Origin of the sequence: Brachybacterium ginsengisoli, assembly GCF_002407065.1 — a bacterium.
GTDB lineage: Bacteria > Actinomycetota > Actinomycetes > Actinomycetales > Dermabacteraceae > Brachybacterium > Brachybacterium ginsengisoli.
The window spans coordinates 2,611,211-2,625,280 of sequence record NZ_CP023564.1 but is presented as its reverse complement, the minus strand read 5'-3'; the positions used below and the strand labels follow the sequence as shown (position 1 = coordinate 2,625,280).

Sequence of the window (14,070 nt, the reverse complement as noted above, 5' to 3'; positions counted from 1 at the left end):
CGCTCAGGCCCAGCCCATCGCCCTCAGGCCCGCCGCGACGACCGCGGCACCGATCACGACCACCAGGAACGGCGCCCGCAGCCACAGCAGCACGGCGGCCGCCGCCAGCGCGGCGAGGCGGGCGTCGAGCACGATCTCGCTGCCGCTGGTCGCGGTCTGGGTGGCCACGAGGGCGCCGAGGAGCGCGATCGGCAGCAGCGTGGTGATGCGGGAGATGCGCGGCCTCTCGAGCACGTCCGGCGGTGCCTGATAGCCGATCCACTTCTGGGCGAAGGACAGCACCGACGCGCCGATCACGGCGATCCACAGCAGGCTCATCGGGGCTCCTCCCGGTCGTCCGGAACCTGATCGGCCTCCGCCGCTCGCTGCCGGTGCCGCGGCGCCGGGACCGGACCCAGCAGACCGGCGGCCACCGCGACGAGGGCGGCGGCGAGCACCGGCAGGCCCGGTGGCAGAGCGGGGGTGCTCACGAGCGCCACGAAGGCCGCCGCGACCGCGATCGCCACGGCGTCCCTGCTCCGCAGCCGTGGCCACAGCAGCGCGAGGAACGCGGCGGCCGCCGCCGCATCGAGCCCCCACGCCGCAGGATCGGCGACATGCTGCCCGACCAGCGCCCCCACCAGGGAGAAGAGGTTCCAGAACACGTAGACCCACACCCCGGCCGCCCAGAAGCCCGCCCTCTTCTGCGCGACGGTGGTGCCGGAGGCCGCGAGGGCGGCGGACTCGTCGATCGTCAGCTGGACCCGGGCGAGACCGCGCAGTCCGCCGCGGGGGAGCGAGGGGGCCAGGATCAGGCCGTACAGGGTGTTGCGGATCCCCAGCAGCACGGAGGCCAGCGCCGCGCCGAGGGCGGAGCCTCCTGCGCCCACCACGCCGATGAAGGCGAACTGGCTGCCGCCGGTGAACATCACCGCCGAGAGCACCATCGCCTGCCAGACGTCGAGACCCGAGGCCGTGGCCAGCGCTCCGAACGAGATCCCGTAGAGCCCGGTGGCGATCCCGATCGAGAGGCCCGTGCGGCGGATGCTGCGGAGGCTGAGGGCCCCGTCGCCGTGATCCTCGGGCAGGGACTCCGCAGGCCCGGGTGAAGCAGTGCTCATGATGCTCGACACTCTACGATCACCTGGGACGACGCCACCGCACTGTCCGCGATGGGGTATGAGAATCTAGAACCATGACGCTGCCTCCGGACCCCGCCGCCGACCGAGCTGACGACCGCGCCGGAGACAGCGGCGCCGTGCCCTCCCTGCCGCTGCGCGCCTCTGTGCTGCTGCTGGACATGGACGGCACCCTCATCGACTCCGGGCCCGCGGTGGAGCGGTCCTGGAACACGCTCTTCGCCGAGCTCGGCACCGACCTCGAGTTCGGGGCGCAGCAGCACGGCATGCCCGCCCGGCAGGTCCTCGGGCAGGTCCTCCCGGATCTGGGGGAGGAGGAGCTGACGGCGGCTCACCGGAGGATCGAGGAGCTCGAGATCTCGGACGTGGACGGGATCGTGGTGCTCCCGGGCACGGAGCGGCTGCTCGCCGAGCTGGACGCCGCCGCCGAGCAGCTCGGTCGGCCCACCTGGACGATCGTCACCTCCTGCACGGCCCCGCTCTTCGAGGCGCGTTGGGCCCGCACCGGGCTCCCGGTCCCCGCAGGGCTCGTCACGGCGGACCAGGTCAGCAACGGCAAGCCGCATCCCGAGCCCTATCTCCTGGGCGCCGAGCGCCTCGGCGTCGAGCCGTCCGCCGCCGTCGTGGTCGAGGACTCCCTCGGCGGCCTGCGGGCGGGGGCGGCCGCCGGATCACGCACCGTCGCGGTGACCAGCACCACGCCCGCAGGGGACCTCGCTCCGCTCGCGGACGCGCTGGTCACCTCCCTGGACGACCTCGAGATCCGCATCGACGGGAACGAGCTCCTGCTCTCCCGCCGCGGCGGATGAGAATCACGTCGCGCCTGCCTCGGAGCGACCGCCGCCGTTGATAGGCTCGGGCGGCCGCACCTGGCCCGTCCACGCGTCTTCGGACGTCGGCACGTCCCCGCGCTCCCGCGCTGCGACCAGGTGCGGGAGCCGTCCCCCTCGAAAGGACTCGTCCCATGTGCGGAATCGCCGGTACCTACGGATTCGGTGCTGACACCGAGGGCATCGCCCGCCGCATGAGCGGTGCGCTGGCCCACCGCGGTCCCGACGGCGAAGGCCTCTTCGTCGACGACCAGATCGGCCTGGCCCACCGCCGCCTCGCGATCATCGACCGCGAGCACGGTGCGCAGCCGATGACCACGGCCGACGGCCGCTACACGATCATCTACAACGGCGAGACCTACAACTACCTCGACCTGCGCACCGAGCTCGAGCAGCTCGGCCACACCTTCCGCACCGACTCGGACACCGAGGTGCTCCTCGAGGCGCACGCGGAGTGGGGCACCGCCGCCTACGACCGCTTCAACGGCATGTTCGCCTTCGCGATCCACGACGCGGAGACGGGCACCGTCACCATCGCCCGCGACCACTTCGGCATCAAGCCCCTCTACTACTGGATCGATCCCGCGGCCGAGGGAGCCGACTCCCCGCGCGTGGTGTTCGGCTCCGAGATCCGCTCGTTGCTGGCGGCGCGCGTGTTCGAGGCCGCGCCGGACGACCGGGCGGTCTACCGCTACCTGAAGTTCCGGGTCCAGGACGACGACTCCCAGACCTTCTTCGCGGGGGTCAGCCGCCTGATGGCCGGCCAGGTGCTCGAGATCCGCGCCGACGGCACCGAGGTCTCGTCCTTCACCCGGCTCCAGGAGGAGCTGCGCGAGATCGCCGCGCGCCCCAGCCGTCCCTACGACGAGTCCGTGGTCGACGAGTACCGCGAGCGCTTCCAGGAGTCGGTGCGCCTGCGCCTGCAGTCCGAGGTGCCCGTCGGCACCTCGCTCTCCGGCGGCCTGGACTCCTCCGCGGTCGCCGCCGTGATCGCCCGCCACCTGCGCGACCAGCCCGAGGACGAGCGCTACAGCGCCGTCGGCTCCCGTCAGAACACCTTCTCGGCCGTCTTCCCGAACTCCTCGAACGACGAGGAGCGCTACGTGGACGCGCTGCTGGAGGACAACAAGGGCCAGATCACCGCGCACAAGATCACGCCGCAGCCCGGCGCCTTCCTCGAGGACGTGCACGACTTCGTGCGCACCCAGGAGGAGCCGATCATCTCCACCGGCCCGTACGCCCAGTACGCCGTGATGCGCGAGGCCAGCCAGCACGTCACCGTGCTGCTGGACGGCCAGGGCGCCGACGAGATGATGGCCGGGTACAACCCGTACTTCTACGTCTACCTCCGTCAGCTGCGGAAGCAGAAGCGCTTCAAGGAGCTCGCCAGCGAGGTCGTCGGCTCGCGCGACATCCTGCGCAAGCTCGCCCGGACGAAGTTCTCCGGCCGCACCTCTGTCCCGATCGAGGCGCTGCTGAACTCGGGCTTCGTCGCCGAGCACAGCGGCGAGAAGGTCTCCTCGGTCCAGGACGACCTCAAGGAGCGCCTGCTCGAGGACACCTTCCGCTCCTCGCTGCCGTCGCTGCTGCGCTACGAGGACAAGAACACGATGCGCTTCAGCATCGAGGGGCGCGTCCCCTTCGTCGACAAGGAGCTGCTGAAGTTCCTCTTCTCGCTCGACGAGTCCGCGATCATCCACGACGGCTGGAACAAGCGGATCCTGCGCGAGTCCATGTTCGGGATCCTCCCCGACATGATCTCCAAGCGCCGCAACAAGATCGGCTTCACCACCCCGGAGGGGGAGTGGTTCCGGAACATCGCCCCGCAGCTGCGCGAGATCTTCGCCTCGCCGTCCTTCGCCTCGCGACCCTACTTCGATGCCGCGAGCGTGCTGGCGCTGTTCGACGACTACATCGCGCACCCCGAGAACCACGGCACGCTCATGTTCTGGCGCCTGCTGAACGTCGAGCTGTGGATGCGCACCTTCTTCGACGATGCCGACGGGGCCGTCCGCGCCCTCGGCGGCTCGGCCGAGGCCGCCGGGGCACCCGCCCCGGTCCTCGCCCCGGCTCCGGAGGAGACCGTCGAGGAGCCCAAGAGCGACCACCTCGCCAACCCCGGCAAGGAGCTCGACCTGGTCTCCGAGGCCGACGGCCACACCTGGCGCCGCTTCCCGCTGCAGACCGAGCTGGTCGCCCGCGGCGACGACATCGAGAAGCTCGTCCGCGAGCGGGTCGAGCGCTTCGCCGCCGACCTCCCCGAGGATGCATCGCCCGCCGGCGTCCCGTGGTACTTCGTGATCAGCGAGAAGATCATCGCTATCTCGCAGGGCCGCTCCTGGTTCACCTGGGAGGTCAAGCCGCGTCGCTCGGCGAAGGTCCTCAGCCGCTTCGTCAGCCGCACCCCGGCCGGCATCGGCCTGGGCGACCCGACCACCATGGAGCTCGCGATCCGAGAGGTCGGACTGCCCCGCGTCCTGGCGGCCTCGGCCGCGGGTGCCGCGGGCAAGGCCGTCGGCCGCAAGGGACTCTTCTACGAGGTCGTCGGCGCCAACGTGCGCGCCATCGACGGCCCCACCCCGTACTCGGCCTTCCCCTCGAACGTCTCCGCCAAGCTGCCGCCGAAGGATCCGGACGCGGTCTCCGCGCGGATCTCCGCCGCGATCCGCGGCGCGGACATCCCCGCCGCCCTCCGGGACAGCTTCGTGGGCACCGTGGTGATGGACGCCAACGACATCGGCCGCAACGTGCTGGGCTCGGACGTCGCGACGCCGCACGAGAACCTCGAGGCCACCTTCGCCGACAACCCGCTGGGTCAGGGCCGTCAGCGCACCCCGATGGCGGTCCTGGTGGATCTCGGCACCGCGACACAGCGGTGAACGAGCTCGGATCTGGTCTAGGCTCCGGACAGCAGAGCATTTTCGGGAGGATCTCATGACCAGCACCGACCAGAGCCCGGCGCGGCCGTTCGGCGCGGTGGGGACCGCCATGGTCACCCCGCTCACCGAGGACGGCCACGCTGTGGACCTCGACGCGGCCCAGCAGCTCGCCCGGCACGTCGTCGAGCACGGGCACGACATGATCGTCGTCTCCGGCACCACCGGCGAGGCCCCGACCCTCACCGACGTCGAGAAGCTCGACCTGGCCCGTGCGGTCCGCGAGGCCGTCGGGCCCGAGATCACGGTGATCGCCGGAGTGGGCACGTACGACACCGCCCATTCGATCGATCTCGCCCGCGAGCACGCGAAGCTCGGCGTCGACGGCCTGCTCGTCGTCACGCCGTACTACTCCAAGCCCAGCCAGGCCGGGGTCATCGCGCACACCACCGCGGTCGCGGACTCGACCGACCTCCCGGTGATGCTCTACGACATCCCGGGCCGCTCCGGCATCCCGCTGGCCTACGAGACCATCCTGCGGCTGGGGGAGAACCCCCGAATCCTCGCGGTCAAGGACGCCAAGGGCGATCTGCAGCAGGCCTCGCGGGTCATGGAGCGCACGGATCTGGCCTACTACTCCGGCGAGGACGCGCTGAACCTCCCGTGGCTCTCGATCGGCGCCGCCGGCATCGTCTCGGTGGTCAGCCAGGTCTCCGGCGACGTGGAGAAGGCGATGATCGAGGCCGTGGACCGGTCCGATCTCGTCGCCGCCCGCGCTGCCCATCATCGACTCGTCCCCGTCGTCGAGGCGATCATGGGCCACATGCCCGGCGCGGTGGCGGCCAAAGCCGCACTGCACCTGCAGGGCGTGCTGCCCCACGCCGCGATGCGCGGCCCCCACGTGCCGGCCGATCAGGATCAGGTGCGCGCCCTCGCCGCCGCGCTGGAGGCCGCCGGACTGCTCTGAGCACGCCCGGCCCGCGAGGCCCGTCCGTCCGACCAGGTCCACCCGTTCCCCGCGCTCGGAGGTTCCGATGTCCACCGTCTTCGCCCGGCGTCTCCCGCTCCCGCCGCCGCTGCCCGAGGGGACGCTGCGCATCGTCCCGCTCGGCGGGCTCGGCGACGTGGGCCGCAACATGACCGTGCTGGAGTTCGAGGGTCGGCTGCTGATCGTCGACTGCGGCGTCCTCTTCCCGGAGTACTCCCAGCCCGGAGTCGATCTGATCCTGCCCGACTTCGACCTCCTCGAGGACCGGCTCGACGACGTCGCCGCGATCGTGCTCACGCACGGCCACGAGGACCACATCGGGGCCGTCCCGTACCTGCTGCGTCGGAAGCCGGACATCCCACTGGTGGGCAGCCAGCTCACGCTCGCGTTCATCGAGGCGAAGCTCAAGGAGCACCGCATCCGGCCGTACACCTTCGCGGTGGCGGAGGGGCAGCAGGAGAGCTTCGGCCCGTTCGACTGCGAGTTCGTGGCGGTCAACCACTCCATCCCCGACGCTCTCGCCGTGCACGTGTCCACGCCGGCCGGGACGGTGCTGCACACCGGCGACTTCAAGATGGACCAGCTGCCGCTGGACGGTCGGATCACCGACCTGCGCGCCTTCGCCCGTCTCGGCGAGGCCGGGGTCGACCTGTTCATGACCGATTCGACCAACGCCGAGGTCCCCGGCTTCACCGTCGGCGAGCAGGAGATCGGCCCGACCCTGGACACGATCTTCGCGCGAGCTCACCAGAAGATCGTCGTGGCCTCCTTCTCCAGCCATGTCCACCGCGTCCAGCAGGTGCTGGACGCCGCGGCGGCGCACGGTCGGAAGGTCGCCTTCGTGGGCCGGTCCATGGTGCGGAACATGGGCATCGCGGAGCAGATGGGCTATCTGCACGTCCCGGACGACACCCTCATCGACGTCAGGCGCATCGACGGCCTGCCCGATGACCAGGTGGTGCTCATGTGCACCGGCAGCCAGGGCGAGCCGATGGCGGCGCTGGGCCGGATCGCGAACCGTGACCACCGCGTGAGCGTGGGGCCGGGAGACGTCGTCATCCTCGCCTCCTCCCTCATCCCGGGGAACGAGAACGCCGTGTTCCGTGTGGTCAACGGCCTGATGGCGCTGGGTGCCGAGGTGGTCCACAAGGGCAACGCGAAGGTGCACACCTCGGGGCACGCCAGCGAGGGCGAGCTGCTGTACTGCTACAACATCGTGCGTCCCCGGAACGTCATGCCGATCCATGGCGAGGTGCGCCACCTCATCGCCAACGGCCGGATCGCCGAGAGGACCGGGGTGCCGCGGGAGCGGATCGTGCTGGCGAAGGACGGCCACGTCGTGGATCTGAAGGACGGGATCGCGACGACGGTCGGGGAGCTGCCCAACGGATACGTCTACGTCGACGGCTCCAGCGTCGGCGAGATCTCCGAGGCGGACCTCAAGGATCGGCGGATCCTGGGCGACGAGGGCTTCATCTCCCTGTTCGCCGTGGTCAACTCCGAGACCGGTGCGCTGATCGCCGGCCCGGAGATCCATGCCCGCGGCGTCGCCGAGGACGCCCAGGTGTTCGAGAAGATCCGCCCGGAGATCATCAAGGCCCTCGAGAAGGCGGTCGCCGACCAGACCGACCGCCACGACACCCACCAGCTGCAGCAGGTGATGCGCCGCGTGGTGGGCCGGTACGTCGGCCAGCGCCTGCGCCGCCGCCCGATGATCATCCCGATCGTCATCGAGTCCTGATCCTCCCCGGGTCGACGTGCTGCTGAGGCCGCGCCGTCATCGGTGGTCGGGTACTGGCGTCCTGGCGGTGAGCATGCCGATATGGCCGCAGTGGCCGCCACGGCGCCCCTGGTCGACCGGATCCTCCGCCGGAAAGGCCTCCCCGCCCGCCCCGCGCCGACCCGGCGCCTCCCGTCCGCCCCGGCCTGGGAGCTGTGATCCCTGCCTGGGACGACGGGGCCGTGCGGGTCGCCTCCCGGGCGCGGCGGGCCCGGGACGGTACGATCGGGGCCATGGCGACACGTACGTCTTCCCCCGCACGTGCGTCGAAAGGCTCCTCGCGGACCTCTGCTGCCGGTACCTCGCGCACCAAGGGCTCCGCGGCGAACGATCCCTCGACGCTCCCTCTTCCGGTGCGCGCTGTGCGCTCCGGCTATCTGGCGATCGCTCGCATGGTCGGCGGCATGGTCCGCTCGATCGGCGTGCAGCGCTGGGAGGTCGAGCCCGAGCAGCGTCGTGACGGCTATGCGATGTTCCTGCTGGCGATCGCGACGCTCGTCGCCGTCGTCGAGTGGTGGCAGTCCGCCGGTCCGGTCTTCGGCGCGGTCCACACGGTGGTGGCCGGCACCTTCGGCATCTCCTCGATGGTGATCCCGCTGCTGGCAGCCGGCTGGGCGCTGCGGATGTTCCGTCGTCCCGACCAGGTGCGGGCCAACTCCCGCATCGCCATCGGCATCGGGATCCTGCTCACCGCCATCTCGGCGATCGCCTCCGTCTCGGCCCGCCTGCCCGCGCCGGCGGACGGCATCGGCGCGCTCGCCCGCGGCGGCGGTGTGCTGGGCTACCTCGCCGCCGCCCCGCTCGAGGCGCTGGTGCCCCCGGTCGCGGTCATCGTGCTCCACTCGGTGCTGATCGCCTTCGGCATCCTGGTCCTCACCGCCACCCCGGTGGAGTCGATCCCCTCCCGCGTGCGCGGCGTCTACGAGGTCATGGTGGGCAGCGGCGTCGAGGAGGACGAGGAGCGCGTCGCCTTCGGCATGCGCCCTCGTCGCGTCGACCCTGCCGTGCACGACCAGGCCACCGAGGCTCAGCCGGCAGGTCGGACTCGTCGGCGCACCCGCAAGGAGAAGGCGGAGGACGCCGAGCGCGACCACGAGGCCTTCGGATACGCCGGGGACGAGGCCTTCGAGCAGGGTGTCGACGAGGACGCGGCAGCCGCCGCCGGGAAGGTGAAGAGCGGGAAGAAGAGCCGTCGCGCCGCATCGCGCCGTGGCGCGCCCGAGGACGCCGACGAGGTCTTCGACGTCGTCGAGGACGAGAACCATCGCGCCAAGACCTTCCCCGGCCCGGGCGCCGCCGGGCAGGCCACCACTCCGATGTCCACCGAAGCCAAGGGTGCCGGTCGCACAGCCGCGATCCCGTCGGCCGCTGCGAAGGCCCCGGCGGCGAAGCCTGCCCCGGAGGAGAAGCCGGACCTGGTCCCGCCGCCGCTGGGCGATCTGCCCCGGGCGGGGGAGCAGCTCGAGCTCGCGGGCGACGTGGTCTACACCCTGCCGGAGTCCTCGTTCCTGCTGGAGGGTCCGCCCCACAAGACCCGTTCCGAGGCGAACGACCAGGTCGTCGCCGCGCTCACCGAGGTCTTCGAGCAGTTCAAGGTCGATGCCGAGGTGGTCGGATTCTCCCGCGGGCCGACGGTCACCCGCTACGAGGTCGAGCTCTCCCCGGGCACCAAGGTCGAGAAGGTCACGGCCCTGGACAAGAACATCTCCTACGCCGTGGCCAGCGCCGACGTGCGGATCCTCTCGCCGATCCCCGGCAAGAAGGCGATCGGCATCGAGATCCCCAACACCGACCGCGAGACGGTCGCGCTCGGCGACGTGCTGCGCAGCTCGGTGGCCCGACGCAACGAGCATCCGCTGGTGATGGGCGTGGGCAAGGACGTCGAGGGCGGCTATGTCGTCGCGAACCTCGCCAAGATGCCGCACATGCTGGTCGCGGGCGCCACCGGCTCGGGCAAGTCGAGCTTCATCAACGGCATGATCACCTCGATCCTGATGCGCTCCACCCCGGAGGAGGTGCGCATGGTGCTGGTCGACCCCAAGCGGGTCGAGCTGACCATCTACGAGGGCATCCCGCACCTGATCACGCCGATCATCACCAACCCCAAGAAGGCCGCCGAGGCCCTCGAGTGGGTCGTCAAGGAGATGGACGCGCGCTACGACGACCTCGCCGCCTTCGGGTTCAAGCACGTGGACGACTTCAACAAGGCCGTTCGCGCCGGCGAGGTCAAGGTGCCCGCGGGCAGCGAGCGGCGCCTGGCCCCGTACCCGTACCTGCTGGTCGTGGTCGACGAGCTCGCGGACCTCATGATGGTCGCCCCGCGCGACGTCGAGGCGTCGATCCAGCGCATCACCCAGCTGGCGCGCGCCGCGGGCATCCACCTGATCCTCGCCACGCAGCGTCCCTCGGTCGACGTGGTGACCGGCATCATCAAGGCCAACGTGCCCAGCCGTCTCGCCTTCGCGACCTCGTCGCTCCAGGACTCGCGCGTCATCCTCGACTCCGTCGGCGCGGAGAAGCTCATCGGCCAGGGCGACGCCCTGTTCCATCCCATGGGCAAGGCCAAGCCGATGCGCGTCCAGGGCGCCTGGGTCAACGAGTCGGAGATCCACAAGGTCGTCGACCACGTCAAGACCCAGATGAAGCCGAACTACCGCGAGGACGTCCAGGTCGTCGCCGAGAAGAAGCAGATCGACGACGACATCGGCGATGATCTCGATGTGCTGCTGCAGGCGGCGGAGCTCGTGGTCACCACGCAGTTCGGCTCGACCTCCATGCTGCAGCGCAAGCTCCGCGTGGGCTTCGCGAAGGCCGGTCGCCTGATGGACCTGCTCGAGTCCCGCGAGATCGTCGGCCCCTCGGAGGGATCCAAGGCCCGCGACGTGCTCGTCCACCCGGACGAGCTCGGCACCGCCATCGCCCGCATCCGCGGCGAGGATGCCCCTGCCGCCGAGGGCGATGCGCCCTACGGCGGGGACGACGCCGTCGACCAGACCCCGGGAACCCCGGTGGAGGCCGAGGGCGCGGACGCCTCCCAGGACCGGTACGGCAGCGACCCGCTGGCCGAGGACGACTCCGAGCCGGCGATCGACTACTACGACGACGACTCCGGCGAGGAGGGCGAGGACGCGTGGAGCCTCACCGGGCGCTGATCGCCCGTCTCCGCCGCACCTCGCCCCTTCCGCACGATCGCCCGTGACGACCTCAGAACCCACCCAGCCCAGGAGCCACAGATGACCGCACCGCGCACCGCCGAGGTCCCGCTCTGGAACATCGCCAACATCCTCACCATGGTGCGGTGCGCGATGGTCCCCGTGCTCGTGGTCCTCGCGGTGCTCCACGCGGACTCGGTCCCGGGACGGCTCCTGGTCGCGGGCGTGTTCGTGCTCGCGATGATCACGGACTTCGCGGATGGGCATCTGGCCCGCAGCCGCAACCTGATCACCGACTTCGGCAAGATCATGGATCCCATCGCGGACAAGGCGATGACCGGGGCGGCGCTGATCATGCTGTCGGTCTGGGACTACGTGCCGTGGTGGATGACGGTGCTGATCCTGGTGCGCGAGATCGGCATCACCGTCATGCGCTTCACCATCCTCAAGTACGGAGCGCTGCCCGCGAACATGGCGGGCAAGGCCAAGACCATGGTCCAGACGATCGCGATCACCTTCTGCCTGATCCCCTTCGAGCTGTGGTGGGGCCCGGCGCGCTGGATCGGCCTCGCGCTGATGCTCCTGGCCGTGGTCCTGACCGTGTGGTCGGGCGCGGTCAACGTCAAGGACGGTCTGCGGCTGCGCCGTGAGGCCCTCGCCGCCGGCACCGGCGCCTGATGGTCGAGCAGGCGGCCGACGGGGGACCCGTCGACCCGCGCCCGATCATCGAGCGGGCCGCCGCTCGCGGATGGATGCTCGCCACGGCGGAGTCGCTGACCGCAGGGGCCGTGGTGGCCCGGCTGGCGGACGTGCCCGGATCCAGCGCGGCCATCGCCGGAGGAGCGGCCTGCTACTCCTACGAGGCCAAGACCAGGGTGCTCGGGGTGGATGCTGATCTCCTCGCCGCCACGGGCGCCGTGACCGAGGAGGTGGCGGCGGCCATGGCGGAGGGGGCGCTCGCCCTCTACGACGCGGATCTCGCCGTCTCGACGACCGGAGTGGCCGGACCCGGCCCCGACGCCCGGGGAGCCGCCGAGGGGACCGTCATGCTCGGGATCGCACGACGCGGCCGCTCGACGTGGACCCGTGAACTCCGTCTCAGCGGCGGGCGGGCCGAGATCCGCTCCCGCACCGTCGACGCGGCGCTGTTGATGCTCGCCGCGGAACTCGCGGAGTAGACGCCGCCCCAGCTCAGACCGGCGGCGCGCGCACCCGCCCTCCCCACCGTCCCGTCCTGCACAGGGTTCAGGCAGCGCCCGGGGTGTCCCACTACACTCGTGGGAACACAATCGTGGGGCGAGGCGTTGGACCATCCGTGATGACATCGACGCATCGGACCCCCGAACTGCACCATGAGTTCTCCGCGAGCCAGAGGAAAGGAGGCAGGACCATGATCCTGTTCCGCCAGGAGCTGGGCGACGTGCTGCGAGACGCACGCCGTTCCCAGGGCCGCACGCTGCGGCAGGTGTCCTCCGATGCTCGCGTGTCGCTGGGCTACCTCAGCGAGATCGAGCGCGGTCAGAAGGAGGCCTCCAGCGAGCTGCTGGTCTCGGTGACCGACGCCCTGGGTCTCCCGCTGTCCTTCGTGCTCCGAGAGGTGTCCGACCGAATCGCCGTCGCCGAGCGCGTGACGATCCCGGACACGGTCCCGGAGGGACTCGCGGACGGCACCGCGCCGCTCGTCGGCGCCCGCTGAGGTGCGACGCAGCGAGTTCACGGAGCTGGCCGACCACGTGTTCGGTCCTGCTCTCGCCCGCACCTACACCAGCGACCTCGTGCTCGAGGAGATCGGCGGCATCAGCGCCGAGCAGGCTCTCGAGCGCGGGGTCGCCGTGCGTTCCGTGTGGAATGCGCTCTGCGACGCCATGGACGTGCCGGACTCCGCCCGCTGGGAGATCGCGGCCGAGCAGCGACGACGCTGAGGCCCTCCGGGGACGCCGCCCGGGGCGCCGCGGTCCGGGTGCTCGGCCCATCGTGCGACACGCCGATCCTCGCGACGCGCAGGTGTCGCGCGTTCGAACGCCTGTTCGGTAGAGTGGTCCCCGACGGTCCCTCCAGCACCGCCTCCACGCACTGATCTCCCCTCCCCAGCCAGCCGCTGTCCACAGCGGATCCGGGGCGGCGGCGAATGTCGGGGCCGGCGCCTACTGTGGCCGCACTGGTCACCGCGTCGGCATTCCCGGCCCTCAGGAAGGAAACAGCTCATGGCAGCACCGAAGTCAGCCTCCAAGCCCCCGGTCACGAAGTCGTCCGCGAAGGATCGCAGCTCCTCGCTCGACAACGCCCTCGCCCAGATCGATCGGCAGTTCGGCAAGGGCTCGATCATGCGTCTGGGCGACGACACCCGCCCGCCCGTCGAGGTCATCCCCACCGGCTCCGTCGCGCTGGACGCCGCGCTCGGCATCGGCGGGCTGCCCCGCGGGCGCATCGTCGAGATCTACGGCCCGGAGTCCTCCGGCAAGACCACGCTCGCCCTCCACGCGGTGGCCAACGCCCAGCGCAACGGCGGCATCGCGGCCTTCATCGACGCCGAGCACGCGATGGACCCGGAGTACGCGAAGAAGCTCGGCGTGGACACCGACGCCCTGCTGGTCTCCCAGCCGGACACCGGCGAGCAGGCCCTGGAGATCACGGACATGCTGATCCGCTCCGGCGCGCTGGACATCGTGGTCATCGACTCCGTGGCGGCCCTCGTGCCCAAGGCCGAGATCGAGGGCGAGATGGGCGACTCCCACGTCGGCCTCCAGGCGCGACTGATGTCGCAGGCCCTGCGCAAGCTCACCGGTGCGCTCTCCGCCTCCGGCACCACCGCGATCTTCATCAACCAGCTGCGCGAGAAGATCGGTGTGTTCTTCGGCAGCCCCGAGACCACCACGGGCGGCAAGGCGCTGAAGTTCTACGCCTCCGTGCGCATGGACATCCGTCGCATCGAGACGCTGAAGACCGGCACCGACTCCGTCGGCAACCGCACCCGCGTCAAGGTGGTCAAGAACAAGATGGCCCCGCCCTTCAAGCAGGCCGAGTTCGACATCCTGTACGGCGAGGGCATCTCCCGCGAGGGCGGTCTGCTGGACCTCGGCGTCGAGCACGGCGTGGTCCGCAAGTCCGGGGCCTGGTTCACCTACGAAGGCGACCAGCTGGGCCAGGGCAAGGAGAACTCCCGCCAGTTCCTCAAGGACAACACCGACCTCGCCGCGGAGATCGAGGAGAAGATCCTGCGCACCCTCGGCGTGGGGAAGTACGCGGCCGAGCAGGAGGCCCCGCAGGTCGAGGCTCCGCTCGACGAGGACGAGTTCCTCGACGAGGACGTCCCGGTCACCATCTGA

12 protein-coding genes are annotated in these 14,070 nt (G+C 70.8%); 10 read left to right on the top strand and 2 right to left on the bottom strand.

Annotated features, from left to right (window positions below):
• Positions 1-3: 3 nt before the first annotated feature.
• Complete coding sequence (locus tag CFK41_RS11690) at positions 4-318, bottom strand: AzlD domain-containing protein (protein WP_096799815.1); 315 nt, start codon at positions 316-318, stop codon at positions 4-6.
• Positions 315-1,100, bottom strand: a complete 786-nt coding sequence (locus tag CFK41_RS11685) for an AzlC family ABC transporter permease (protein ID WP_096801061.1) — start codon at positions 1,098-1,100, stop codon at positions 315-317. The genes CFK41_RS11690 and CFK41_RS11685 overlap by 4 nt, the downstream gene beginning before the upstream one ends.
• Positions 1,101-1,174: 74 nt before the next feature.
• On the opposite strand from CFK41_RS11685, the gene CFK41_RS11680 reads away from it, so the two are divergent.
• The 10 genes from CFK41_RS11680 to recA all read left to right on the top strand — a co-directional run bounded on the left by CFK41_RS11680 (position 1,175) and on the right by recA (position 14,070).
• Positions 1,175-1,927 carry an HAD-IA family hydrolase gene (locus CFK41_RS11680; protein ID WP_096799814.1) on the top strand — a complete coding sequence of 251 codons (753 nt, stop codon included), beginning with the start codon at positions 1,175-1,177 and terminating at the stop codon, positions 1,925-1,927.
• Between the two features lie 155 nt (positions 1,928-2,082).
• The gene (gene asnB / locus CFK41_RS11675; protein ID WP_096799813.1) at positions 2,083-4,827 is read left to right on the top strand and encodes an asparagine synthase (glutamine-hydrolyzing); all 2,745 of its coding nucleotides are present in this window, start codon (positions 2,083-2,085) and stop codon (positions 4,825-4,827) included.
• A 55-nt stretch (positions 4,828-4,882) separates the two neighbouring features.
• Positions 4,883-5,791, top strand: coding sequence for a 4-hydroxy-tetrahydrodipicolinate synthase (dapA, locus tag CFK41_RS11670; RefSeq protein ID WP_096799812.1), 909 nt, complete (start codon positions 4,883-4,885; stop codon positions 5,789-5,791).
• Positions 5,792-5,858: 67 nt separating this feature from the next.
• Positions 5,859-7,553: a ribonuclease J gene (locus CFK41_RS11665; RefSeq protein WP_096799811.1), complete on the top strand. Its 1,695-nt coding sequence runs from the start codon at positions 5,859-5,861 to the stop codon at positions 7,551-7,553.
• 392 nt (positions 7,554-7,945) lie between these two features.
• A complete protein-coding gene (locus CFK41_RS11660; RefSeq protein WP_227873060.1) occupies positions 7,946-10,744 on the top strand; it encodes a DNA translocase FtsK in 2,799 nt (932 codons plus the stop codon).
• An 81-nt stretch (positions 10,745-10,825) separates the two neighbouring features.
• On the top strand, positions 10,826-11,422 hold the full coding sequence (gene pgsA, locus CFK41_RS11655; RefSeq protein ID WP_096799809.1) for a CDP-diacylglycerol--glycerol-3-phosphate 3-phosphatidyltransferase: 597 nt from the start codon (positions 10,826-10,828) through the stop codon (positions 11,420-11,422).
• Positions 11,422-11,922, top strand: a complete 501-nt coding sequence (locus CFK41_RS11650; protein WP_096799808.1) for a CinA family protein — start codon at positions 11,422-11,424, stop codon at positions 11,920-11,922. Before pgsA ends, CFK41_RS11650 begins: the two co-directional genes overlap by 1 nt.
• A 212-nt stretch (positions 11,923-12,134) precedes the next feature.
• Positions 12,135-12,440 carry a helix-turn-helix domain-containing protein gene (locus CFK41_RS11645; RefSeq protein WP_096799807.1) on the top strand — a complete coding sequence of 102 codons (306 nt, stop codon included), beginning with the start codon at positions 12,135-12,137 and terminating at the stop codon, positions 12,438-12,440.
• Position 12,441: 1 nt separating this feature from the next.
• On the top strand, positions 12,442-12,666 hold the full coding sequence (locus CFK41_RS11640; protein WP_096799806.1) for a DUF3046 domain-containing protein: 225 nt from the start codon (positions 12,442-12,444) through the stop codon (positions 12,664-12,666).
• Positions 12,667-12,948: 282 nt separating this feature from the next.
• Positions 12,949-14,070, top strand: a complete 1,122-nt coding sequence (recA, locus tag CFK41_RS11635) for a recombinase RecA (protein WP_096799805.1) — start codon at positions 12,949-12,951, stop codon at positions 14,068-14,070.